The organism is Fertoeibacter niger, assembly GCF_009380135.2.
Lineage (GTDB): Bacteria > Pseudomonadota > Alphaproteobacteria > Rhodobacterales > Rhodobacteraceae > Fertoeibacter > Fertoeibacter niger.
Genome location: NZ_WHUT02000001.1, coordinates 657,243 through 679,588 on the forward strand (window position 1 = coordinate 657,243; position 22,346 = coordinate 679,588).

Below are 22,346 nucleotides of genomic sequence, written 5' to 3' on the forward strand. Positions count from 1 at the left end.
ATCAATCAGCAAGCCGCTGGTTCTGTGTCATTTCTTCATAGCGCGCCCGGGCCGCGCCCACTTCCGGCCGCACCGATACCGCAGGCACCGCCACATCCCACCAGTATCCGCCGGCCTCGGTCGAAGGCGCGGGGTCGGTGTCGATCACGATCACAACCGGAATGGCCGCACCCTTGGCCGCCGCCAGTTCCCGCTCGAGTGCCGCAATATCCGCCGCCTTCACCGCCTTGGCCCCCATGCTGGCCGCATGCGCCACGAAATCAATCGCCGCGGGGTTCACATGATGGCTGTCATCCAGCAGGTTGTTGAAAGGCGCGCCCCCCGTGGCCTGTTGCAGCCGGTTGATGCAGCCGTAGCCACGGTTGTCGGTCAGCACCACGGTGAATCCGATGCCCATCATCACCGCCGTCGCCAGTTCGCTGTTGGCCATCATATAGCTGCCATCGCCCAGCATGCAGACCACATCCGCCCCGGGCCGCGCCATCTTGATGCCCATCGCGCCCGCAATCTCGTATCCCATGCAGCTAAAGCCGTATTCCATGTGATAGCCGCCCTGCGCGGCATCCCAGATCTTGTGCAACTCGCCCGGCATGGTGCCCGCCGCGCCCATCACCACCGTTTCCGGCATGGCCGCACGGTTCACCGCGCCGATCACCTGCGCGTCGGTGGGCAGCGCATTGCCCGCACCCGGCGCGGCCTTGACCGCCGCCGTGGCCGCGAACCAGTCGTCCCGCAGGGCGGCGTTGGCGGCAAAGCTTTGGCTTCCCAAAGCATCGCCAAGGGCTTGCAGCGCGATCTTCGCATCCGCCACCAGATGCAGCGCGCCGTGTTTGTAGGCATCATAGGCCTGCACGTTGATGGAAAGTATCCGCCGCGCCGGGTTCTTGAACAGTGCCCAAGACCCGGTGGTGAAATCCTGAAACCGCGTGCCAAGGCCGATCACCAGATCCGCCGCCTCACACGCGATATTGGCCGAGGACGCCCCGGTAACACCCACCGGGCCAAAATTCAGCGGATGGTCAAAGGCCAGCGCCGACTTGCCGCCCTGCGTTTCCACCACGGGAATGTTGTGCGCCGTCGCGAAAGCCGCCAGTTCCGCCTCGGCCTGGGAATAGATCACCCCGCCACCCGCCACGATCACTGGGGCCTTGGCCGCCTTCAGCGCCGCCACAGCCTCGGCCAGATCGCCTGCATCCGGTTCGGGGCGGCGAAAGCGCCAGACCTTCGGCGCAAAGAATTCCTCGGGGTAATCAAAGGCTTCTGCCTGCACATCCTGACAGAAGGCCAGCGTCACCGGCCCGCAATCGGCGGGGTCCGTCATCACGCGGAAGGCGCGCGGCAGGGCTGTCAGTAGATGTTCGGGCCGTGAGATCCGGTCGAAATACCGCGACACCGGGCGGAAGCAATCATTGGCCGAAACCGTGCCATCGCTGAAATCCTCGATCTGTTGCAGCACAGGGTCGGGGGCGCGGTTGGCAAACACATCGCCCGGGATGATCAGCACCGGCAGGCGGTTCACATGCGCCAGCGCCGCCGCCGTCACCACGTTCAGCGCCCCGGGGCCGATCGAGGTTGTCACCGCCATGGCCCGCCGCCGCTTGGCCGCCTTGGCATAGGCAATCGCCGCATGGGCCATGGTCTGTTCATTATGCCCGCGCCAGGTGGGCAGAGCCGCGCCGATGCCATGCAGCGCCTCGCCGATGCCCGCCACATTGCCATGGCCGAAGATTGCCCAGACACCCTCGATGAACCGCCCGCCATCCTCGGTTTGCTGCACCGAAAGCCAGCGCATCATCGCCTGCGCCGCCGTCAAACGAATGGTCATGCTGCCAACCCCTTTGCGGCCCGCGCCGCATCCCAGATGCGGCACAGCCGCGTGTAACGTTCCGCCATCATGGCCACCGCGCCGGCATCGTCCAAAGCACCCGCCAGCCACGCTTTTGCCGCATCAACGAAAATCGTGCGCCCCACGGCGAAACCCTTGACCAGATCATGCCGCGCGGCCAAAGCCATCGAGGCCGCCAGTTCATCCTCTGCCGCATCCAACCCCAGCACCACGACGCCGCGCACATGCGGGTCATTGGCGGTGATCACCGCGCAGGCCCGTGCCCAGGCGGCATCGGTGCCAAAGGGTTCCAGCTTCCACCAGTCGGGATAGATGCCGATGTCATAGAACCGCTGGATCAGCCGGGCCGAGGTGTCATCATCCACCGCCCCCACCTTTGACGGAATGATTTCCAGCAGCATTTCCAGCCGGTTGCGCCGCGCGGCGTGGAAAAGCCGCGTCACCACCGCCTCTTGTTCGGCCTGCATCGCCGCATCGTCATCGGGGTGGCAGAAGCACAGCACCTTGACCACATGGCCCAGCGGCCATTCCGCCAGCCCGCCATAATCCGGCCCGATCTCGGGCTCCAGCGTCAGGGGGCGTGAGCCCGGCCATTCCACCGGCCGCCCCACCCACAGCCCCGTGCCCGCCGCCGCCTGCAATGCCTGCCGCCCCAGCCGGTTGTCGCACAAGATGCCATGGCCGGGCTGGCCATCCGCCACCTGCAAGGCCGCCGTCAGGCACAGCTTCTTGAACGCCCCGATCCGCGCAGGGGTTGCCCCTTCCATCGCCTCCAGCTGCATGCGGTGGTCAAAGGCGAACACCCGCATGGTGGACCAATCCTCATGCCGGTTGGTGGACCAATGCACCTGCTCCAGCGCCGCATCCTTGCGCAGGGCGGGCGTCACCACGCCCCGGTTCAGGAAAAACCGCAACTCATCCCAACTGGGATAGGCCGGGGTGCAGCCATGCCGCGACACCGCGAAAGCCCCGCAGGCATTGGCATATGTCAGCGCCACGGGCCAGGGCTCGCCATCCAGCCAGCCCTTTATCAGGCCCGACATGAACCCGTCACCCGCCCCCAGCACATTGAACACCTCGATGGGAAAGCCCGGCCCCGCCTGCCCCTGATCCAAGGTATCGGGGATCGGCCCGGTAAAGGCCGCAGCCCCCATCGGCCCGCGCTTGCACACCAGCGTGGCCCCCGACACCGCCCGCACCGCCCGCAGCGCGGCGATGGTATCGGTTGTGCCGCCCGCGATGTGAAACTCTTCTTCCGTGCCCACGATCAGGTCGAACAGATGCAGCGTGGCCTGCAACTTGGCCGTTACGGCGGCGCTTTCAATGAACCGGCTCTCGCCAGCGCCATGCCCCGCCAACCCCCACAGGTTCGGGCGGTAATCGATATCCAGCGCGGTCTGCGCGCCATTGGCCCGCGCCAGATGCAGCGCCTTCATCACCGCCGCCTCGGTGCGGGCATGTGACAGATGCGTGCCGGTCGCCACCACCGCCCGCGCCTCGGCGATGAACACCGGGTCAATGTCATCCTCGCACAGCGCCATGTCGGCGCAATTCTCGCGGTAGAATATCAGCGGAAACTGCGTGTCGTCGCGGATGCCCAGCAGCACCAGCGCGGTCAGCCGCTCCGGGTCGGTTTTCACCCCCCGCACATCCACCCCTTCGCGGGCCAGTTCCTCGCGGATGAAGCGGCCCATGTGTTCATCCCCCACCCGGGTGATCAGGGCTGAACGCAGCCCCAGCCGCGCCGTGCCCGCCGCCATGTTGGTAGGGCTGCCGCCGATGTATTTCTGGAACGACCCCATATCCTCCAGCCGCCCGCCCACCTGCGCGCCGTAAAGATCGACCGAGGAGCGGCCGATGGTGATGACATCCAGCGTCTTCATCTGATATGCATTCCCCGTGCATGGGTTGTGCATCGGTTAAGCAGCTGCCTTTCGGCCATCCCACACCCCGATGTCCCTCCCAGAGACTCAACCGTTTGCACGGTTTTGGAATATTTATTCCATTTTATTCGGCAGGCAAAGCCTTTTCTTCGGGCTTGCGCAAATCATCTGCCCCGCCCCGCGCCGACCCCACCGCCACCGCCAGCGAAATCGCCAGCGCGATAGTGGCCGACAGCGAACGAAACGCGCCAAAATCCACCTCCGGCACGGTCAGCACGGCATCCGAATGCCGCGCCAGCGGGCTGGTCAGCCGGTCGGTGATGCCGATCACCGGCAGGCCACGCTCGCGGGCATCCTGCGCCAGTTGCAGGGTTTCCTCGGAATAGGGGGTAAAGGTGATGGCGATCATCGCATCGCCGGGCCGCAGCGCGAAACGGTGGTCAAGCCGGCCAACCGCATCATGCAGCATCGCCGGAACCGCCATTTTCTCAAACACATAGGTCAGGTATGTGGCCACCGGAAAGGCGCGGCGCAGCCCCACCACATGCAGGGTTTCCGCCCGGGCCAGCACCGCCACTGCCGCATCCAGCGCCGCCTCGTCCACCGATTTGGCCAGCGCTTCCAGCGACAGCCGCCCCGCCTCGACAAATTCGGCCAAAAGCGCGGCAGGGCTGCCCGCACCATTGTCTTTCAGGTTCTTCAACCGCGTCGAATAATCCGGCCAGCCGGGGGCATAAGCCTCGCGGAACAGCTTTTGCATTTCGGAAAAACCCGAAAATCCCATGATCTGACAGAATCGCATCAGAGCCGAGGGCGGCACATCCGCCCCGGCCGCCAGTTCCGCCACGGTCGACACGGCGATCCGGTCGGCGTTGGCGGCGATATGGTCGGCGCATTGCCGCAGCCGCTTGGGCAGGCCTTCCGACACCAAGGCCAGCCGGTCGCGGAATTCCTCCACCGTGGCAGGGGCGGTGTTGAGGGCGGGCGCGGCATCATCCATGCGTTTTTCCTTGACAGGGACGGGTCATTTCAGGCTAGCACGCATGGAACAAATATTCCAATCGGAAAGCGGTGGGGCAACGAATGCTTAACATTGGTGTGGCACTGATCGGCACAGGTTTCATGGGCAAGACCCATGCCCTGGCCTGGCGCAATGTCAAGGCGGTGATGGGTGATGTGCCCACGCCGGTGTTGACCGTGCTTTGCGACACGCCTTTGCCGCAGGCCGAACGTTTCGCGGGCCAGTTCGGCTTTGCCCGCGCGACCGATGACTGGCAGGCGATGCTGGCCGACCCGGCGGTGCAGGTGGTGTCGATCACAACGCCCAACCGGATGCATCACGCCATGGCGCTGGCGGCACTGGCGGCGGGCAAACATGTGTGGTGCGAAAAACCCATGGCCCTGACGCTGGAACAGGCCGAGGAGATGGAGGCCGCGGCCCGCGCGGCGGGCGTGGTCACGATGGTGGGCTACAATTACATCAAGAACCCCGCTTTCACCCATGCGCAGCGCCTGATTGCCGAGGGTGCCATCGGGCGGCTGGTGCAGTTCCGCGGCTGGGTGGATGAGGATTATCAGGCCGATCCCGCCCTGCCCTGGTCCTGGCGCGCGATGATCGCCGAGGCCGGGCTGGGCGCGCTGGGTGACATCGGCAGCCATCTGGTCAGCATGGCGCATGGGCTGATGGGGCCCATAGCCTCGGTCATGGCCGACATGCAGACCATCCACGAAACCCGCCCCCTGCCCGACGGAAGCGGCAGCGGCGTGGTGGAAAACGAGGACGCGGCCTCGGTCCTCTTGCGCTTTGCCAGTGGCGCGCAGGGGTCGATGGTCATCTCGCGTTCGGCCTGGGGCCGCAAATCACGGCTGGGGTTCGAGGTGCACGGCACCACCGGCATGATCACATTCGATCAGGAACGGATGAATGAATTGCAGCTTTATCAAAACCTTGGCCCGATGGCCGAGCAAGGCTTCAAGACCATCCTCACCGGCCCCGCGCATCCGCCCTACGGGGCCTTCTGCCCCGCCCCGGGGCACCAGCTGGGCTTCAACGAGATGAAGATCATCGAATGCGCCGCCCTGCTGCGTGCCATCGCGGGCGGGCCAAAGGCGCATCCCGATTTCACCGATGCCTTGGCCTATGAACGCGCAATACATGCCATGGCGCAATCGGCGCGCGAGGAACGGCGCGTATCGCTCTGATCTTTCTTCATTTTCTGTCTCTAAAATATCCCACGGGGGTGTGGGGGTGTGAAACCCCCACTCCGCCCTCAGACAAGGCACCACCCCCGGCAGTCATCAGCAAAAATCGCCGTCAGGCGTGATGAGCGGCCCCCAGCGCGCCCAGCACAGACCGCGCCGCGCGCAGGCCCGGGGCCTCACCGCCCTGCCCCAGCCGCTGCATGGTCAGCGCCATGGCCGCCCGCTGGCCTTTGGCCCCCGCCAGCAGCGCCTCCAGCGCCGGGGCTATCCGCTCTGCCCGGCAGTCGCGGCCCAGAAACTCCGGCACCACGCGAGTTTCCGACACCAGGTTCACCAGCGTCACCGTATCCACCAGCGCCGCGCGGCGCATCAGCCACAGCGTCAGAGGGTGCATGTCATAGGCGATGACCATCGGCACACCGGCGGCTGCCAGTTCCAGCGACACGGTGCCCGATGCCGCCAGCGCCACATCCGCCGCGCCAAAGGCTGCGCGCTTTTCCGCAGCGGTTTCAATGATCTGCGGGGCCACCGGCCAATCCGCCACCCGTTCCCGCACCAGCCCGGCCACGCCGCGCACCGTGGGCAGCAGCACCCGCAGCCCCGGGTGGCGTGGCAGCAGCAGCCCCAGCGTCGCGCCGATCACCGGGGCCAGCCGCGCCACCTCGCCCCGGCGCGAGCCTGGCAGCGCCAGCAGCACCGGCCCCGGCCCCAGCGTGGCGTGCAGCGCCGCCACATCGGCAGCGGGGGCCAAAGGCTCGGCCACCACCGGATGCCCCACGAAATCGCAGGTCATACCCGCAGCGGTCATATAAGGCGGCTCGAACGGCAGCAGCGCCAGCACATGATCAATCACCTGCGCCATCTTGGCCGCCCGGCCCGGCCGCCAGGCCCAGACCGAGGGTGCCACATAGTGGATGGTGCGCAGCCCCGGCCGGGCCGCTTTCACGATCCGCGCCACCCGCAGGCAGAAATCGGGGCTGTCGATGGTGATCAGCGTCGCCGGTTCCGCCGCCAGCGCCGCCGCGGCGGTTTCGGCAATGCGGCGTTTCAGGTGGCGGTATTTCGGCAGGATCTCGGCGATGCCCATCACCGACAATTCCTCCATCGGGAACAGGCTGGCCAGCCCCTCGGCCTGCATCAGCGGCCCACCCACCCCGGCGAATGTCACCCCGGGGGCCAGCGCCTTCAGCCCCGCCATCAGCGCCGCCCCCAGCCGGTCGCCCGAAGGCTCGCCCGCGATCAGGAACAGTTTCAAGGCCTTGCCCACAGGAACAGGCCAAGCCGCCCCGCCTCGGCCACCATCGCCGCCGGGTCCAGCAAGATCACCCCGCCCGCCTGAAACGCCACCCCGGCCAGCCCCGCCGCCGCGGCCCGGTGCAGGGTTTCCACCCCCAGGGCGGGCAGGTCGATGCGCCGGTCCTGCCCCGGTTTCGGGGCCTTGTAGAACACGCCCTTGGCGCCTGCGGGGTTGGGGCGGCGGGCGGTTTGCGCCACCCAGTCCAGCATCGCATCGGTGCCGGGCAAAGCCTCGACCGCCAGACACAGGCCCTGCGCCACCACCGCGCCCTGCCCCACATCCACCGCACCCAGCGCCGCCACGATGGCCGCCGCACGGTCGGCATCGCGGGCATCCGCCTCGGTGGGCGCACCGCACAGCACGCCTTCGCCGGGCAACAGCGCCGGGGCCAGATCGGCCACCCCCTGCACGGCAAAGCCGTGATCCTCGAATATGCCGATCACCGCGCGCAGGGTGGCGTCGTCACCGCCCTGCAAGGCCGCCAGCAACACAGGCACCAGTTGCGCGGTGGCAGGGTCGAACAGAGCGGGGTCAAGGCGGGGCCGTGTCACCGCCCCGGCAAAGACCACGCGGGTCACGCCCTCGTCCTGCAAAAGCCGCAGGAACGGGGCCAGCCGTTCGACGCGGAACACATGGTCTACCGCCACGGCATCGGGCACAAACCCCTCCAGCGCCGCCACCAGCGGCGGCTGCGGCAAGGCCGCCACCAGCGCGGCAGGCAACCCGCCACGCCCGGCGATCAGCGCCAGCCGCCCGGATTCAGCGGCCCCTGTCATTTCGGCGTCAGGAATGATCGGTCAGACGCGGCGAGAATGAAATCGGTCATCTCGCGCACATGGTCGCTGTCGGTTTCGTCATGCAGGCGCTGCGCGCGTTGCAGGAACGTGCCCTCGCCCTGCGCCAGCATCTGGTAGCCTGCGCGCAGCGCGGTGATCTCGGCCCGGTTGACGCCACGGCGTTTCAGCCCCACCAGGTTCAGCCCGTCCAGATCGCCGCGCGGACCCTGCACCAGCCCATGCGGCAGCACGTCATTCGTCACCATGGTCACGGCCCCGATGATCGCGCCGCGCCCCACCCGCACCCATTGATGGATGCCCGACAGACCGCCCACGATCACATCATCGCCCAGCACGCAATGGCCCGCCACCGCCGCCTGATTGGCCAGGATCACACGGTTGCCCACCTGCGCGTCATGGCCCACATGCGCACCGGTCATCAACAGGCAGTCATCGCCCACCCGGGTCACACCGCCGCCGCCCTCGGTGCCGGTGTTCAGCGTGGCCCCTTCGCGGATGCGGCAGCGTTCGCCCACGATCAGCCGCGTGTGCTCGCCCCGGTATTTCAGATCCTGCGGCACCTCGCCCACCACGGCAAAGGGGAATATCACCGTGCCCGCACCCACTTCGGTCCAGCCGGTCACGACGGCATGGCTTTTCACCACCACGCCCGCGCCCAGTGTCACCTCGGGGCCGATCAGCGCAAAGGGGCCGATCGTGCAGCCCTCGCCGATCACCGCGCCGGGCTCGATGACGGCGGAAGGGTGGATGCTGGAGGTCATGCCTCAGGCCTTCGGCACGTCGAACATGGCGGTATAGACCGCCTCGGTGGCCAGTTCGCCCGCCACCATGCCGCGCCCTTCGAATTTCCACACCCGGCCACCGCCGCGCAGCGCCTTGACATGCAGTTCCAGCACATCGCCCGGCACCACCTTGCGGCGGAACTTGGCGCTTTCCACGCCCATGAAGAACACGTTCGCGCCCTTGTCCACCAGATCCATCGACACGCCCACCAGCACGCCCGCCGTCTGGGCCAAGGCCTCGATGATCATCACGCCGGGCAGAATGGGCATGCCCGGGAAATGGCCCTGAAACTGCGGCTCGTTATAGCTGACGTTCTTGATGCCCACGGCGCTTTCATGCGGCACGATGCTGTGCACCTTGTCGATCAGCAGGAACGGGTAGCGGTGCGGGATGATCCGCTGGATCATCGACAGGTCGGCCTCGGCCATGCGGGGGGTCATGTCATTCATCGCGCTGGCTCCTCGTTATGCGGCACAGGCCCTTGGCCCTTGGTTCTGACTAGCAACTTGATCGGGGTGAAACAAGCGCAACGGCGCAGCAATCAGGGTGCTGCGCGCGGGGTGCCCGGGTCGTCGCCGGGGGCTTCGGGCAAGGCGCTGCCGTCGCCAAGCACCTGATCCAGCCGGGCAATCGCCGCCTCGGTGATGTCGATGCGGTCAAATGAAATGAGGACGGTGCTGCGTTCGATGATCGCCACCGCGCCCATTTCCTCCATCAGCGCGGCCAGCACGGGCACGGCGGCGGCAAAGATGCGCTGGCGATCCTCGTCGCGCTGCCGGGTCAGGGCGCGCGATTTCGCCTCGCGGGCGTCGCGGATGCCTTCGGCCTTGGCGTCAAACGCATCGGCCAGCGCGCGGAATTCCTCGGGCGGCAATGTGGCGCGACGGTTGGTCAGATCGCGTTCCTCGGCCTCCAGCGCCGTCTCGATCTCGCGATTCTCGGCCACCAGAGCGCGCGATTCCGCCTGAAACCGGGCCTCGGCCGCCTGCCCGATGCGGCTGCCGGAAAACAGCCGCTCCTGCGTCACCGTCAGGATGCCGGCGGGCGGCACCGTCGTATCGGCACCCTGCGCGGCCAGCGGGCCAGCCAGCCCCAGCATCAGGACGGCCGGCAGAAAGGCCCGCAACCCGTGCATCAGAACTGGGTCGAGATGGTCAGGTCGAACACCCGGTCCCTGTCGTAATCTTCCTGCACCAGCGCCTTGGCAAAGTTGAAGCGCAGCGGCCCGATCGGCGTGGCCCAGAACACCGAGAACCCGATGGACGACCGCAGGTGGAACCCGTCATCCACCGGCCCGCCGGTGCCAGCGGTGTTGTCAAGGCTCCAGATAGAACCCACGTCAAAGAACAGACCACCGTTGATGCCGTATTCCTCGGGCAGGCCCAGCGGGAAATCGGCCTCCAGCCGTGCCACGGCAAACATGTTGCCCCCCAGCGCATCCTCGTTGGTGGCCCCCAGGTCGCGCGGCCCGATGCCGTTCGGCTCAAACCCGCGGATCTTGCCATTGGCGAAATAGCGGTTGGTCACGCGGCTGACATCGCCGCCCAGCATATGCACCATGCCGCCTTCGAAGATGGCCCGCACCGTGACCTCTTCGTTCAGCACCTTGGTTTCGGCCAGCGCCAGCAGGTTGGTCGAGATGTAATTCACATCGCCACCAATACCCGCGAAATCCTGGCCAAAGCGCAGCAGCACGCCGCCCTTGGGGTTCAGCCCGTTGATGCGCGTGTCATAGGTATAGGTATAGCCGATGCTGCTGGTGATCAGCGCGCCCTGAGCCTCTTCATCCCGCAGGATCTGTGACGAGCCGTTTGTCAGCGGGTCATCAGGGTCTTCGATGCCCAGATCAACGCTGCTGATCCGGTCTTCGGACAGGCGATAGCGCAATTCCAGACGCCCGCTTTCGCTGACCGGAAACGCGATCGACGGGCTGATCGAGATGCTGCGCGTGTCGTAATCGGCGTTTTCGTTATCGGTTTCGACATAGGCCGCATTGAAGCCGAACCGCAGGTCGCGGCCCAGGAACGCCGGTTCCGCGAAGGTGATGCTGGAATTCACGCTGTCAGAGCCGGTGGAAACGTTGACCCCCACAAACTGCCCGCGCCCCAGAAAGTTCGACTCGGTAAAGCCGATGTTGAAACCCACGCCCGAGGTCTGACCATAGCTGACCCCAAGGCTCAACGAGCCGGTGGGCTGTTCCTCCACATCGACGTTGACGATGACCTGATCGGGGCCGCTGCCCGGTTCGGCCTCGACCGAGGCGTTGGAGAAAAATCCCAGCGCGCGGATGCGTTCTGCCGACTGGCGGATTTCGCGCGGGTTGAAGGGGTCGCCTTCCACGGTGCGGAACTGGCGGCGCACCACCTGATCCAGCGTCGTGGTGTTGCCCTCGATGTCGATGCGTTCCACGAACACCCGGTCGCCGCGCACCAGCGCAAACTGGATGTTCAACAGCCGGTTCTGTTCGTCACGCGTCACGCGCGGGTCGATGCGCACAAAGGTCAGCCCCTTGCGCAGCGCCAGATTTTCCAGCCGGGCGATGTTGTTCTCGACGATGGCGGGCGAATAGGTCGTGCCGGGGCGAATGCGCAGCAGCGCCTCGAATTCCGCGGCATCCAGCCCTTCGATCTCGCTGACGGCGCTGATGTCGCCAAAGGAAAACTGCTGGCCTTCCTGAATGCTGAAGGTCACGAAAAACGCGTCACGCTCCCGCGCCAGTTCGGCCGAGGCATCCTGCACCTGCATGTCGATATAGCCGCGCGACAGGTAGAAATCGCGCAACAGCTGCTTGTCCAGTTCCACCCGTTCGGCAATGAACGTGTCCGACTGGATCAGCGTGCGCAACAGGCCCGCCTGCTTGGTTTCCAGCACCTGCCGCAAGCGGCGGTCGGAATAGCTGCGGTTGCCGACAAAGGCCAGACGCTCGATCTCCACCACCCGGCCCTCGGCGATGTCGAACACCAGATCGACGCGGTTGTCTGACCGGCGGATGATGCGCGGCGTGACGGTGGCGGCCACGCGCCCCGACTGGGTATAGGCGGCGGTGATGGCGGCGGCATCCGCCTCGGCCTGCGCGGGGGAATAGGCGCGGCGCGACTGCGAGCCGACCAGCTCGGCCAGCGCCTCGTCCTTCAGGCGGCGGTTGCCCTCGAAGTTGATGATGTTGATGGTGGGAAATTCCTGCACCCGGATCAGCAGCGTGCCGCCCTGCGGGATCAGTTCCACCTCTTCGAACAGGCCCGAATCCACGATCCGCTGATAGGCCGCGTTCAGACCGCCGCCCGACACCGCCTCGCCCCGGGCGATTCCGGCGAATGACAGGATCGTTGCGGCATCGACACGGGTGTTGCCCTCGATCACCACATTGGAAAAGCTGTAGGCCTGCGCCAGCGCGAACTGCGGGAACGCCGCAGAAACCCCTGAAACACCAAGGAAAACCGAAAGAACCACCGGGCGGATGCGCCCTTTGCCCCTGCTGCCCCGCATGCCGTAACCCGATGTCGCCCGTTGCATGCCGCCGCCCCGCAGAAAACTGATGTTGTGACCTGACTAGCGGGAATGGCCGGGCTTGTCAAAAGGCGAGGGCCGCCCGGTTTGCGCGGGCGGCCCTTGGGCAGGATCGGCGGCAATCCGCCGCCGATGTCAGTGCTGGATCAATGCGGTGCCCAGAAACGCCCCGGCCAGCAGGCCCAGCACCATGGTGCCCGCGCTGAACACCCAATCCCAGTTCAGCCCCACCAGAAAGGACAGCCCGCGATAGCCCTTGATCACCGTCTGCATGATATGTCTCCGAGTCCCCGTCTTGGGCACGGCAATAGACCATGAATATGGCAGCATTTTGGCGCACAACCACAGCGGGTAAGGGTTGCAGGCGCTTGGCCCGCACCCGTCAGGGATGTGCGGCGGTCAGGGGCAGAAGATGTCGTTGGTCAGCGCGAACACCATCAGCGTCAACAGCAGCGCAAGGCCGGTGGTCATCAGCACTTGCAAGGCGCGGTCGCTGGGCGGTTTGCCCGACACCGCCTCATAGGCGTGAAACACCAGATGCCCGCCATCCAGCACCGGCACCGGGAACAGGTTCATCAGCCCCACGGCGGTCGACAGCATGGCGATGAACCAGATGAAGCTGGCCGCCCCCGCACTGGCCGCAGCACCCGAGGTTTCGGCAATGCCGATGGGGCCTTGCAGGTTGCACGACGAAATCGCCCCGGTGATCATGTGCCACAGGCCCGAAAGGCTGGTCTGCGCGATGCGCAGCGTCTGGGCCGCGCCGTCGCCCACAGCCTCGAACGGGCCCGGAGTGCGGGTTTCGGGCTGAAACACCAGCCCCCCCGACAGGCCGATCAGCCAGCGCGTTTCAAACCCGCCCTCGGGCAACGGAATATCCATGCGGCGCGGCACCAGCGCCGCCTCATAGGTGGTGCCACCGGGCCGCCAGATGTTCAGCAGCAGGGGTTTGCCACCCGATGCGCCCACGGCATCGCGCAATTGTTCAAAGGCGTGGATAGCGGTGCCATCGACCGACAGCACCACATCGCCCGGCATCATGCCCACATCCTGCGCCGCCGACATGGCCTGCACGCCGTCAGCCACCGGGGGGAAGGGGAACGGCCCGTCAAACGTCACCTCGGCCCCGTCGCGCAGCACGCGGTAGGCCACGGCGGGCGCGGGCGGCAGATCACCGGCCTTGGCCACCAGTGCTGCCAGATCGGGCGTATCCTGCCCTGCGACCGACAGGATCTGATCGCCCGGCAGCAGGGTCTGGCCCTGATGCGGCACATCTTTCATCTGGCCCACCACTGGCAGATCAGTGGCGATGCCGTTGATCATGAAAAACCCGGCAAACACCAGAATCGACAGGATGAAGTTGAACACCGGCCCCGCCGCCACGGTTGATGCCCGCGCCCACAAAGGTGCCCCGTGCATCGTGTTGCGCGCCTGATGCGGGGTCATGCCCGCCATGGCCACGGTATCCTTGCCGGAGGCCGCATCAGCATCGCCCAGAAACTTCACGAACCCGCCAAAGGGCAGCGCCGCCAGTTGCCAGCGCGTGCCGCGCCGGTCCACCCGGGACCAGATCACCGGGCCGAAACCCAAGGAAAACACCTCGGCATGGATGCCGGTCCAGCGGCCCACGATGTAATGGCCGTATTCATGCACCGCCACGATGATCGACAGGGCGACCACAAAGGCCAGCACCGTCCAGACCAGCCCGCCGAACGAGGGGATAAGACCGAGAATATCCAACTGTGCTACCTTCTGCTCTGCCGTGCCTGCACGGTCTTTTCTGCCGCCCTGCGTGCGAGATGGTCCATCGACAGCACATCCTCAAGGGTCGGCGGGGCATTTCCAAGGCAATTCTGGCGCGAAAGATCGGCAAGCGTGTCTTCCACCACCTCGGCCATGGCGGCAAAGCCCAAGGCCCCGCCGATGAAATGATCCAGCGCCACCTCTTTGGCCGCGTTGAAGGCACAGCCGGCCATGCCGCCCGCCGCCATCACCTCGCGTGCAAGGCGCAGCGCGGGGTAGCGGGCAAGGTCTGGCGCGCGGAAGGTCAACTGGCCCACGGCGGCAAAATCCAGCCGCGCCACGGGCAGCGCCGCGCGTTCGGGCCAGTTCAGCGCATAGCCCACGGCATGCCGCATGTCGGGCGCGCCCAGATGCGCCATCACCGCGCCATCACGAAAAGCCACCATGGAATGGATCAGCGATTCCGGGTGGATGATCACCTCGATCTGGGCCGGGTCCACGCCAAAGTATTCCCGCGTCTCGATCACCTCCAGCGCCTTGTTGAACATGCTGGCCGAATCGATGGTGATCCGCTTGCCCATCGCCCAGTTCGGATGCGCCAGCGCCTGATCCACCGTTGCCGCCGCCAGCCGGTCCAGCGGCCAGTCGCGCAACGCGCCACCGGATGCGGTCAGGATGATACGTTCCACCGCCGCCATATCCTCGCCCGCCAAGGCCTGAAAGATGGCGGAATGTTCACTGTCCACCGGCAATATCCGCGCGCCATGCCGCGCCGCCGTGGCCATCAGCAAAGGGCCCGCGGTGACAAGGCTTTCCTTGTTGGCCAAGGCCAGCGTGCCACCATGGGCCAGCGCGCGAAAGCCGGGCTCCAGCCCCGCCGCGCCCACGATGGCCGACATTACCCAATCGGCGGGCCGGTCTGCGGCCTCGGCCAGTGCCTGACGCCCCGCCGCCACCTGCACACCCGACCCCGCCAAAGCCGCACGCAGCGCGGGCAGGCAGTCATCATGCGCCGTCACCGCCAGTTCGGCCCGCAGCGCGCGGGCCATTTCCGCCAGCCGCGCCACGTTGCGCCCGCCGGTCAGCGCCACGGTGCGGTAGCGGTCTGGCCCGCCCTGCCGCATCAGAAGGTCAAACGTGCTGCCCCCCACCGACCCGGTCGCCCCGAACACCGAAACGCTGCGCATCCTATCCCCCCGGTCGTGGCAGGGGCAGCGGCAGCGGCAACAGCAGGCTCAGCACCAGCACGGCCAAGGCCGCGCCGATCAGCGCATCGAACCTGTCCAGCACCCCGCCGTGCCCCGGGATCAGCGTCGAGGCGTCCTTGACGCCCGCCCGCCGCTTCACCCAGCTTTCGGCAATGTCGCCCATCTGGCCCGCCAGGGCAATCAGCGGCGACAGCGCCACAAGGCCCCAGCCCGCCCGGCCATCCAGCACGAACAGCGCCCCGGCAAAACCGGCGCCAAACCAGCCCGCCACCGTGCCCGACCAGGTCTTGTTCGGGCTGATGCGCGGCCAGAATTTCGGCCCGCCGAACCGCCGCCCCACGAAATAGCCCATGACATCGGACGCCACCACCACGGCGATCAGCCACAGGATCACGGGTGATCCGCCCTGTTCGCGCAGGCCCACCAGCGTATGCCCCGCCGCCACGATTGCCAGACCGTAGAACAGAAACACCCGGCGGTTCTGGCCCATCAGCGCAAAGCCCAAAACCGGCGGCAACAGCAGCGGCAGGGGGCCAAGCGGCACCGGCACCGCCAGCACGCCGAACATCACCGCTGCCGCGAATATCCCCAGCCCCACCCAGACTGCGGGCCGCCGTGCATCGGTCATCCGCGCCAGTTCCCAGATCATCAGCCCGGTCAGCACCACCACCAGCAGGGCAAAGAACGGGCCGCCGAACCACAGCTCGAACGCCGCAACGGCCAGCATGATCACCGCCGAAATCAGCCGTTTCGGCAGGTCTCCCCAGCGGCCCTGACGCTTTGGCCGTCGGCTCATCCGCGTGCCACGCCGCCAAAGCGCCGGTCGCGCCCCGAAAACGCCGTCAGGATCGCAGCCAGTTCGGCGGGGGTGAAATCGGGCCACAGGGTCGGGGTGAATTCATATTCGGCATAGGCCGACTGCCAGGGCAGAAAGTTCGACGTGCGGCTTTCGCCCGAGGTGCGGATCACCAGATCGGGGTCGGGCAGGCCCGCCGTATCCAGATGCGCGGCAATCGCCGCCTCTGTCACCTGTGCGGGGTCGATGCGGCCCTCGGCCACGTCGCGGCACAGCGCCCGTGTGGCGCGCAGCAGTTCATCGCGCCCGCCATAGTTGATGGCCACCGTCAGGTTCAGGCGGCTGTATTGCGCCGTGCGCGCCTCGATCCCGGTCATCAGCCGTTGCAACCGGTCGTCCAGCCGCCTCCGGTCGCCGATGAACCGCATGCGCACGCCCTCGGCGGCCAGCCGGTCGGCCTCGCGCTCGATGTAGCGCGCGAAGATCGACATCAGGCCCAGCACTTCCTCGGTCGAACGTTTCCAGTTCTCGGTCGAAAAGGCATAGATCGTCAGCCAGTCGATGCCCAGATCGGGGGCGCAGCGCACGATTTCCTTCACCCGCTCGGCGCCTTTGCGGTGCCCCACAAGGCGCGGCCAGCCCCGGTTCGTGGCCCAGCGGCCATTGCCATCCATGATGATGGCCACATGGCGGGCTTGGCGCGGTGCGGGCTGGGCCTCGCTTGGGTCTTTGGCGGCCAATTGCTGCCCCTTCTGCCTGGCTGTTCAATGTCGTCGCGGGTCGTCGCGGGTCGTCATCGGGCGGCAGGCCCGGCAATCATGCCCCTGCCCCCCGCGCGGGTCAGACCTGCATGATCTCGGCCTGCTTGGCCTCCAGCGCGCGGTCCACATTGGCGATGGCCTTGTCGGTCAGGGCCTGCACCTCGTCCGACCACATCTTCTGGTCATCCTCGGCCATGCCCGAGGCCTTGGCCTTCTTGATCTGGTCCATCCCGTCGCGGCGCACGTTGCGGATCGCCACCTTGGCGCTTTCGGCATATTGCGCGGCCACCTTGGTCAGCTCGCGGCGGCGCTGTTCGTTCAGTTCCGGGATCGGCAGGCGGATCAGCGGGCCGTCCGAGACGGGGTTGATGCCCAGCCCGCTTTCGCGGATCGCCTTTTCCACCTTGGCGATCATGCCCTTGTCCCAGACGTTGATCACCACCATGCGCGGCTCGGGCACGTTCACCGTGCCCAGCTGGTTGATCGGCGTCATCTGGCCGTAGGCGTCGACATGGATGGGATCAAGCATGCTGGCCGAGGCCCGCCCGGTGCGCAGGCTGGCAAATTCCGTGCGCAGCGCGTTCATCGCGCCATCCATCCGCCGTTCGATCGCATCAAGGTCAATGTCCAGATCGTCTTGCGACATGCTGTCTTCCTTCCGGTTCTGCAAGGGCCGCTGCTGGCGGCCCGGTGTTCGGCCCGACGCGCGGGCGGCTTTGACTTGGGCTGTGCCTTGCTTTGCTGAGGGCGGTCTATAGCAGCCCGACCGCCGCATGTGGAGTCAGGCGTTGCGCGCCCCGCAGCCCGCAAGCGATGGGGTCAGCCCTGCACCCGCGTATAGGTGCCCTCGCCCCGCAGGATGCCGCAGAAACCACCGGGCTCGTCCAGCGAAAACACGATGATCGGCAGGTCGTTGTCACGGGCCAGGGCGATGGCGCTGGCATCCATCACCGCCAGATGCTTTTGCAGCACCTCGTCATAGCTGACGCGGTCGTAACGCACCGCATCGGCATGTTTGCGGGGATCCTTGTCGTAGACGCCATCCACCTTTGTGCCCTTGAAGATCGCCTGGCAGGCCATTTCATTGGCGCGCAGCGTGGCCGCCGTGTCAGTGGTGAAATAGGGGTTTCCGGTGCCTGCGGCAAAGATGCAGACGCGCTTTTTCTCCAGATGGCGCACGGCGCGGCGGCGGATGTAGGGCTCGCAGACCTGATCCATCGGGATGGCGCTGATGACGCGGGTGAACACGCCCAGCTGCTCCAGCGCCGACTGCATGGCCAGCGCGTTCATCACCGTGGCCAGCATGCCCATGTAATCGGCAGTGGTGCGTTCCATACCCTGTGCCGAGCCGGCAAGGCCGCGAAAGATGTTGCCACCGCCGATCACCATGCAAATCTCGACCCCCAGATCGCGCACCGACTTCACCTCATGCGCGATGCGCTGCACGGTGGGCGGATGCAGGCCGAACCCCTGGTCGCCCATCAGCGCCTCGCCCGAGATTTTCAGCATCACGCGGGTGTAGGTGACGGGGGCGGGCGGGGCGGCTAGGGTGTTCATCGGCGAGGCTCCCGCAAGGTGAAATGTGTTTTCGGTCTGGACTGCGGCGCAAAATGTCGCAAAACGCCGGGAGGTTCAACGGGGAAGGTGGCGGGCATTCCGGTGTCGGCGGGTTTGGCCACCCGGCGGGGGTTTCACACCCCCGCACCCCCGTGGGATATTTTTGGACAGAAAATGCGGAAGAAAGTGACCGATGCTGCGAATCGCGCAGGACATTCCGGCTGAAAGGCCCGTGCTGATCGCTGGGCCGACGGCATCCGGCAAGTCGGCGCTGGCGGCGGCGATTGTCGAGCAGGGCGGCGGGGTGATCGTGAATGCTGATGCCTTGCAGGTCTATGCGCGCTGGCATCTGCTGTCGGCCCGGCCTTCGGCGGCGGAACAGGCTGGCCTGCCGCACCGGCTTTATGGCCATGTCGGTGACGCGCAGCCCTATTCGGCGGGCCACTGGCTGCGCGAGGTGGCGGGCGTGCTGGCCGAAGGGTTGCGCCCGGTGGTCGTGGGCGGCACGGGCCTGTATTTCATGGCGCTGACCGAGGGGCTGGCCATCATTCCCCCCACACCGGCGGCCGTGCGCGCGACTGGCGATGCCTGGCTGGCCGCAGGCGGGCTGGCCGAGATGATCGCGGCGCTGGACCCGGCCACCCGCGCCAGGACCGACCTGCAAAACCCCGCAAGGGTGCAGCGGGCATGGGAGGTGCTGGCCGCCACGGGCCGGGGGCTGGCCGCATGGCAGGCCGACACGCCGCCGCCGCTGCTGCCCTTGGCGCAGGTTGAACCCATCGTGCTGCGCCCTGACCCCGGTTGGCTGGGCGAACGGATCGACCGCCGATTCGACGCGATGCTGGCCGCGGGCGCGCTGGACGAGGTGCGCGCCGCCCTTCCCGGCTGGAACCCCGCCCTGCCCTCGGCCAAGGCCATCGGAGCACCCGAACTGATCGCGCATCTGCGCGGCGAGATGACGCTGGACGCGGCGGCGGCTGCCGCAAAAACCGCCACGCGGCAATATGCCAAGCGCCAGCGCACCTGGTTTCGCAGCCGCATGGGCGGGTGGCGCAGCATCGCCCTGCCCTGAGGCGGCACATTTCCCACCCTGCCGCCAGAACTTGCCGGTTCCGCCATCTTTTCGCTTGGGTCTTGCGCCAAGGGCTGCTTATCTGGTTTTGCCTCCTGACGGATTGACCGCATGAACACGCTTTCCGCCCCATCGCAACTGCGGCTTGTGGCCATTCCGCGCCTTGCGGCGGGCGGGCGCTGGCGGGTCGAGGCGATGCGCTCCATCTCGGAACCCATGCTGTTGTGGTTCACCAAGGGCCAGGGCCGCATCACCGTGGCGGGCGTGACCCGGGGCTATACCGCCAACAACGCGCTGTTCATTCCGGCCGGCGTGATGCACGGGTTTGAGGTGGGGCCGCAAGTATTTGGCACGGCAGTATTTTTCGGGCGCGACTGCGATGTGACGCTGCCCGCCGCGCCCCAGCACCTGCGCATCCGCGAAGTGTCGGTGCAGCAGGAGCTGAACCTGATCCTTGACCACATCGGCCGCGAGATGGACAGCGACAGCCCCGCACATGACCGCGCGACACGGCACTATCTGGGGCTGCTGGGCGTCTGGGTGGAGCGGCAGGTGGCGCGCGCCGCCGCCGATGCCCCGCCGCCCGATGCCACGCGGCGGCTGGTGGTGCGCTTTGCCGCCTTGCTGGAGCGTGATTTCCGCAGCGGCATGGGTGTGGCGGATTTCGCGGCGCAACTGGGCGTGACCCCCACGCATCTGACACGCTGCTGCAAACAGACCTGCGGGCGGCCCGCCTCGGCGCTGCTGCATGACCGGCTGATCTTCGAGGCGCGCAAGATGCTGTCGGAAACCGACATGCCGGTGGGGCGAATCGCCGATAGCCTGGGCTTCACCTCGCCCGCCTATTTCACCCGCGCCTTCCAGCACATGACCGGCAAGTCGCCCTCGGCTTTCCGTCGCAGCATCTGACCGTGGCACAGGCCGCTTGCACGCAGGCGCGGCGCCAGCTTTGGCCGGGGCGACCGGGCATGCCGCATCCGCAAAAAACGCCATTGCGGGGTTGCGCCGCAAAGCCGGCCCGCCTAGGGTTTGGCCATGCCAGATGCGAAGAAAAATGTCGCAAACACCGTATGACATGCCGAAAGCAGGCGTTGACGCAGCGGCGAAAACAGTGCGCAATGCCATCACAACAGCGGGCCTTGCGGGGCGCGGGGGTTGCCGATTTCGCCCTTCTGCACCGTGCTGGCGCTGACACATAAAACTGCCTGACAGGGAGACTGCCACGATGAAACACGCAACCCCGACAGCCGAACGGCTGCACCCGGCGGCCCGGCTTTATGCCGACGAAGTGCGCGCCGGCACGATGAGCCGCCGCGAATTCCTGACCCGCGCCTCGGCGCTGGGTGTGGCCTCGGCATCGGCCTATGGCCTGCTGGGTCTGGTAGCCCCCGCAGCCCAGGCGCAGGAGGCCAAGATGGGCGGCACCCTGCGGATGGAGATGGAGACCAAGGGCCTGAAAGACCCGCGCACCGCCGACTGGTCGCAGATCGCCAACTTTACCCGCGGCTGGCTGGAATATCTGGTCGAATACAACAATGACGGCACATTCCGCGGCATGCTGCTGGAAAGCTGGACCACGAATGACGACGCCACCGAATACACGCTGAAGGTCCGCCCGGGCGTAAAATGGAACAACGGCGACGATTTTACCGCCGATGACGTGGCCAACAACATCACCCGCTGGGCCGATGGCAATGTCGAGGGCAACTCGATGGCCGGCCGCATGGCCACGCTGTCGGATGCCGCGACCAAGATGCTGCGCGCCGATGCGGTGACGGTGGTTGACCCGCTGACCGTGCTGCTGAAACTCAGCGCGCCCGACATCACCCTGATCGCCAACTTCGCCGATTACCCGGCGGCGGTGGTGCATTCGTCCTATGACAATGGCGACCCGTCGGCCAACCCGATCGGCACCGGCCCATTCCTGCCGGAAACCGTGGAAATCGGCATCCGTCTGGTGCTGGTGAAGAACCCCGATCACGTCTGGTGGGGCACCGCCGTCTACGGCGGCCCGTATCTGGACAAGGTGGAATACATCGACTTCGGCTCTGACCCGTCGGCCGCCGTTGCCGCCGCCGGTTCGGGCGAGATCGACGCGACCTATCAGTCGGTCGGCGAATTCATCGACGTGCTGGATGGTCTGGGCTGGACCAAATCCGAGGCCGTGACGGCAGCCACCCTGGCCGTCCGCTTCAACCAGCTGGCCGAGGAATACAAGGACGTGCGCGTGCGCAAGGCCTTGACCATGGCGGTTGACAATGCCGTGGTGCTGGAGCTGGGCTATTCGAGCCTGGGAGCCGTCGCCGAAAACCACCACGTCTGCCCGATCCACCCGGAATATGCCGAACTGCCGCCGCCGGTCGTCGATCCCGCAGCAGCGCTTGCCCTGCTGACCGAAGCCGGCATGGCCGACCACGAGTTCGAGCTGACCTCGCTGGATGACGCATGGCAGGCCGCCACCTGCGACGCCATCGCCGCGCAAATCCGCGACGCAGGCATCAACATCAAGCGCACCGTGCTGCCGGGTTCGACCTATTGGAACGACTGGCTGAAGTTCCCGTTCTCGGGCACGGAATGGAACATGCGGCCCCTGGGCGTGCAGATCCTGGCGCTGGCCTACCGCACCGGCGAAGCCTGGAACGAGGCCGCCTATTCGAACCCCGCCTTCGATGCCGAACTGGCGAAAGCCATGTCGATCGCCGATGCCGACGCGCGCCGCGAAGTCATGGCGAATATCGAAAAGATCATGCAGGACGACGGCGTGCTGATCCAGCCCTACTGGCGCTCGATCTTCCGGCACTTCGACCCCAAGGTGAAGGGTGCCGACATGCATGCGACCTTCGAGCATCACCAGTATAAATGGTGGATCGACGCATAAGCGCGGTCTGATCGAC

General features: G+C 66.6%; 20 protein-coding genes. 4 read left to right on the plus strand and 16 right to left on the minus strand.

The annotated features are described in order from the left end of the window. Nucleotide 1 precedes the first annotated feature (1 nt). The 3 genes from iolD to GEU84_RS03165 all read right to left on the minus strand — a co-directional run bounded on the left by iolD (nt 2) and on the right by GEU84_RS03165 (nt 4,729). Nucleotides 2-1,825, minus strand: a complete 1,824-nt coding sequence (iolD, locus tag GEU84_RS03155; protein ID WP_152824015.1) for a 3D-(3,5/4)-trihydroxycyclohexane-1,2-dione acylhydrolase (decyclizing) — start codon at nt 1,823-1,825, stop codon at nt 2-4. Then, nucleotides 1,822-3,729, minus strand: a complete 1,908-nt coding sequence (locus GEU84_RS03160; protein ID WP_152824016.1) for a bifunctional 5-dehydro-2-deoxygluconokinase/5-dehydro-2-deoxyphosphogluconate aldolase — start codon at nt 3,727-3,729, stop codon at nt 1,822-1,824. The genes iolD and GEU84_RS03160 overlap by 4 nt, the downstream gene beginning before the upstream one ends. Before the next feature lie 124 nt (nt 3,730-3,853). Beyond that, complete coding sequence (locus GEU84_RS03165; protein WP_152824017.1) at nt 3,854-4,729, minus strand: MurR/RpiR family transcriptional regulator; 876 nt, start codon at nt 4,727-4,729, stop codon at nt 3,854-3,856. Between the two features lie 83 nt (nt 4,730-4,812). On the opposite strand from GEU84_RS03165, the gene GEU84_RS03170 reads away from it, so the two are divergent. Further along, on the plus strand, nt 4,813-5,931 hold the full coding sequence (locus GEU84_RS03170; RefSeq protein WP_152824018.1) for a Gfo/Idh/MocA family protein: 1,119 nt from the start codon (nt 4,813-4,815) through the stop codon (nt 5,929-5,931). 112 nt (nt 5,932-6,043) lie between these two features. Here GEU84_RS03170 and lpxB read toward each other — a convergent pair whose 3' ends face one another. The 13 genes from lpxB to pyrH all read right to left on the minus strand — a co-directional run bounded on the left by lpxB (nt 6,044) and on the right by pyrH (nt 18,380). Beyond that, nucleotides 6,044-7,186, minus strand: a complete 1,143-nt coding sequence (gene lpxB, locus GEU84_RS03175) for a lipid-A-disaccharide synthase (RefSeq protein WP_152824019.1) — start codon at nt 7,184-7,186, stop codon at nt 6,044-6,046. Continuing rightward, nucleotides 7,183-8,004 carry an LpxI family protein gene (locus GEU84_RS03180; RefSeq protein WP_152824020.1) on the minus strand — a complete coding sequence of 274 codons (822 nt, stop codon included), beginning with the start codon at nt 8,002-8,004 and terminating at the stop codon, nt 7,183-7,185. The genes lpxB and GEU84_RS03180 overlap by 4 nt, the downstream gene beginning before the upstream one ends. Continuing rightward, entirely contained in the window at nt 8,001-8,786 is a 786-nt protein-coding gene (gene lpxA, locus GEU84_RS03185; protein WP_152824021.1) for an acyl-ACP--UDP-N-acetylglucosamine O-acyltransferase, read from the minus strand. The genes GEU84_RS03180 and lpxA overlap by 4 nt, the downstream gene beginning before the upstream one ends. Nucleotides 8,787-8,789: 3 nt before the next feature. Continuing rightward, nucleotides 8,790-9,257 (minus strand): 3-hydroxyacyl-ACP dehydratase FabZ, encoded by a 468-nt coding sequence (gene fabZ, locus GEU84_RS03190; protein WP_152824022.1) that lies wholly within the window; start codon nt 9,255-9,257, stop codon nt 8,790-8,792. 92 nt (nt 9,258-9,349) lie between these two features. Then, nucleotides 9,350-9,907 (minus strand): OmpH/Skp family outer membrane protein, encoded by a 558-nt coding sequence (locus tag GEU84_RS03195; protein WP_241427554.1) that lies wholly within the window; start codon nt 9,905-9,907, stop codon nt 9,350-9,352. A gap of 35 nt (nt 9,908-9,942) precedes the next feature. Beyond that, nucleotides 9,943-12,321 carry an outer membrane protein assembly factor BamA gene (bamA, locus tag GEU84_RS03200; protein ID WP_152824024.1) on the minus strand — a complete coding sequence of 793 codons (2,379 nt, stop codon included), beginning with the start codon at nt 12,319-12,321 and terminating at the stop codon, nt 9,943-9,945. A gap of 129 nt (nt 12,322-12,450) precedes the next feature. Further along, nucleotides 12,451-12,588 (minus strand): hypothetical protein, encoded by a 138-nt coding sequence (locus GEU84_RS03205; protein ID WP_174539286.1) that lies wholly within the window; start codon nt 12,586-12,588, stop codon nt 12,451-12,453. A gap of 126 nt (nt 12,589-12,714) precedes the next feature. Beyond that, complete coding sequence (gene rseP, locus GEU84_RS03210; protein ID WP_152824025.1) at nt 12,715-14,055, minus strand: RIP metalloprotease RseP; 1,341 nt, start codon at nt 14,053-14,055, stop codon at nt 12,715-12,717. A 5-nt stretch (nt 14,056-14,060) separates the two neighbouring features. Beyond that, nucleotides 14,061-15,245 (minus strand): 1-deoxy-D-xylulose-5-phosphate reductoisomerase, encoded by a 1,185-nt coding sequence (gene dxr, locus GEU84_RS03215; protein ID WP_152824026.1) that lies wholly within the window; start codon nt 15,243-15,245, stop codon nt 14,061-14,063. A gap of 1 nt (nt 15,246) precedes the next feature. Then, entirely contained in the window at nt 15,247-16,062 is an 816-nt protein-coding gene (locus tag GEU84_RS03220) for a phosphatidate cytidylyltransferase (protein WP_152824027.1), read from the minus strand. Further along, nucleotides 16,059-16,802: a polyprenyl diphosphate synthase gene (gene uppS / locus GEU84_RS03225; RefSeq protein ID WP_152824028.1), complete on the minus strand. Its 744-nt coding sequence runs from the start codon at nt 16,800-16,802 to the stop codon at nt 16,059-16,061. The genes GEU84_RS03220 and uppS overlap by 4 nt, the downstream gene beginning before the upstream one ends. 100 nt (nt 16,803-16,902) lie before the next feature. Further along, nucleotides 16,903-17,469, minus strand: a complete 567-nt coding sequence (gene frr, locus GEU84_RS03230; protein WP_152824029.1) for a ribosome recycling factor — start codon at nt 17,467-17,469, stop codon at nt 16,903-16,905. A gap of 173 nt (nt 17,470-17,642) precedes the next feature. Then, a complete protein-coding gene (pyrH, locus tag GEU84_RS03235) occupies nt 17,643-18,380 on the minus strand; it encodes a UMP kinase (protein ID WP_152824030.1) in 738 nt (245 codons plus the stop codon). 193 nt (nt 18,381-18,573) lie between these two features. Here pyrH and miaA point away from each other — a divergent pair, with 193 nt between their 5' ends. The 3 genes from miaA (at nt 18,574) to GEU84_RS03250 (ending at nt 22,330) form a co-directional block, all read left to right on the plus strand. Continuing rightward, nucleotides 18,574-19,452, plus strand: a complete 879-nt coding sequence (miaA, locus tag GEU84_RS03240) for a tRNA (adenosine(37)-N6)-dimethylallyltransferase MiaA (protein ID WP_152824031.1) — start codon at nt 18,574-18,576, stop codon at nt 19,450-19,452. Between the two features lie 111 nt (nt 19,453-19,563). Beyond that, on the plus strand, nt 19,564-20,361 hold the full coding sequence (locus GEU84_RS03245) for an AraC family transcriptional regulator (protein ID WP_152824032.1): 798 nt from the start codon (nt 19,564-19,566) through the stop codon (nt 20,359-20,361). Between the two features lie 316 nt (nt 20,362-20,677). Beyond that, entirely contained in the window at nt 20,678-22,330 is a 1,653-nt protein-coding gene (locus tag GEU84_RS03250; protein WP_241427555.1) for an ABC transporter substrate-binding protein, read from the plus strand. The last annotated feature ends 16 nt before the right edge of the window (nt 22,331-22,346 follow it).

Bases quoted from the DNA above. Each gene is read 5' to 3' on its own strand.
- iolD (WP_152824015.1), bottom strand. From the start codon at position 1,825: ATGACCATTCGTTTGACGGCGGCGCAGGCGATGATGCGCTGGCTTTCG.
- GEU84_RS03160 (WP_152824016.1), bottom strand. From the start codon at position 3,729: ATGAAGACGCTGGATGTCATCACCATCGGCCGCTCCTCGGTCGATCTT.
- GEU84_RS03165 (WP_152824017.1), bottom strand. From the start codon at position 4,729: ATGGATGATGCCGCGCCCGCCCTCAACACCGCCCCTGCCACGGTGGAG.
- GEU84_RS03170 (WP_152824018.1), top strand. From the start codon at position 4,813: ATGCTTAACATTGGTGTGGCACTGATCGGCACAGGTTTCATGGGCAAG.
- GEU84_RS03180 (WP_152824020.1), bottom strand. From the start codon at position 8,004: ATGACAGGGGCCGCTGAATCCGGGCGGCTGGCGCTGATCGCCGGGCGT.
- lpxA (WP_152824021.1), bottom strand. From the start codon at position 8,786: ATGACCTCCAGCATCCACCCTTCCGCCGTCATCGAGCCCGGCGCGGTG.
- fabZ (WP_152824022.1), bottom strand. From the start codon at position 9,257: ATGAATGACATGACCCCCCGCATGGCCGAGGCCGACCTGTCGATGATC.
- GEU84_RS03195 (WP_241427554.1), bottom strand. From the start codon at position 9,907: ATGCTGGGGCTGGCTGGCCCGCTGGCCGCGCAGGGTGCCGATACGACG.
- bamA (WP_152824024.1), bottom strand. From the start codon at position 12,321: ATGCAACGGGCGACATCGGGTTACGGCATGCGGGGCAGCAGGGGCAAA.
- GEU84_RS03205 (WP_174539286.1), bottom strand. From the start codon at position 12,588: ATGCAGACGGTGATCAAGGGCTATCGCGGGCTGTCCTTTCTGGTGGGG.
- dxr (WP_152824026.1), bottom strand. From the start codon at position 15,245: ATGCGCAGCGTTTCGGTGTTCGGGGCGACCGGGTCGGTGGGGGGCAGC.
- GEU84_RS03220 (WP_152824027.1), bottom strand. From the start codon at position 16,062: ATGAGCCGACGGCCAAAGCGTCAGGGCCGCTGGGGAGACCTGCCGAAA.
- frr (WP_152824029.1), bottom strand. From the start codon at position 17,469: ATGTCGCAAGACGATCTGGACATTGACCTTGATGCGATCGAACGGCGG.
- pyrH (WP_152824030.1), bottom strand. From the start codon at position 18,380: ATGAACACCCTAGCCGCCCCGCCCGCCCCCGTCACCTACACCCGCGTG.
- miaA (WP_152824031.1), top strand. From the start codon at position 18,574: ATGCTGCGAATCGCGCAGGACATTCCGGCTGAAAGGCCCGTGCTGATC.
- GEU84_RS03245 (WP_152824032.1), top strand. From the start codon at position 19,564: ATGAACACGCTTTCCGCCCCATCGCAACTGCGGCTTGTGGCCATTCCG.
- GEU84_RS03250 (WP_241427555.1), top strand. From the start codon at position 20,678: ATGAAACACGCAACCCCGACAGCCGAACGGCTGCACCCGGCGGCCCGG.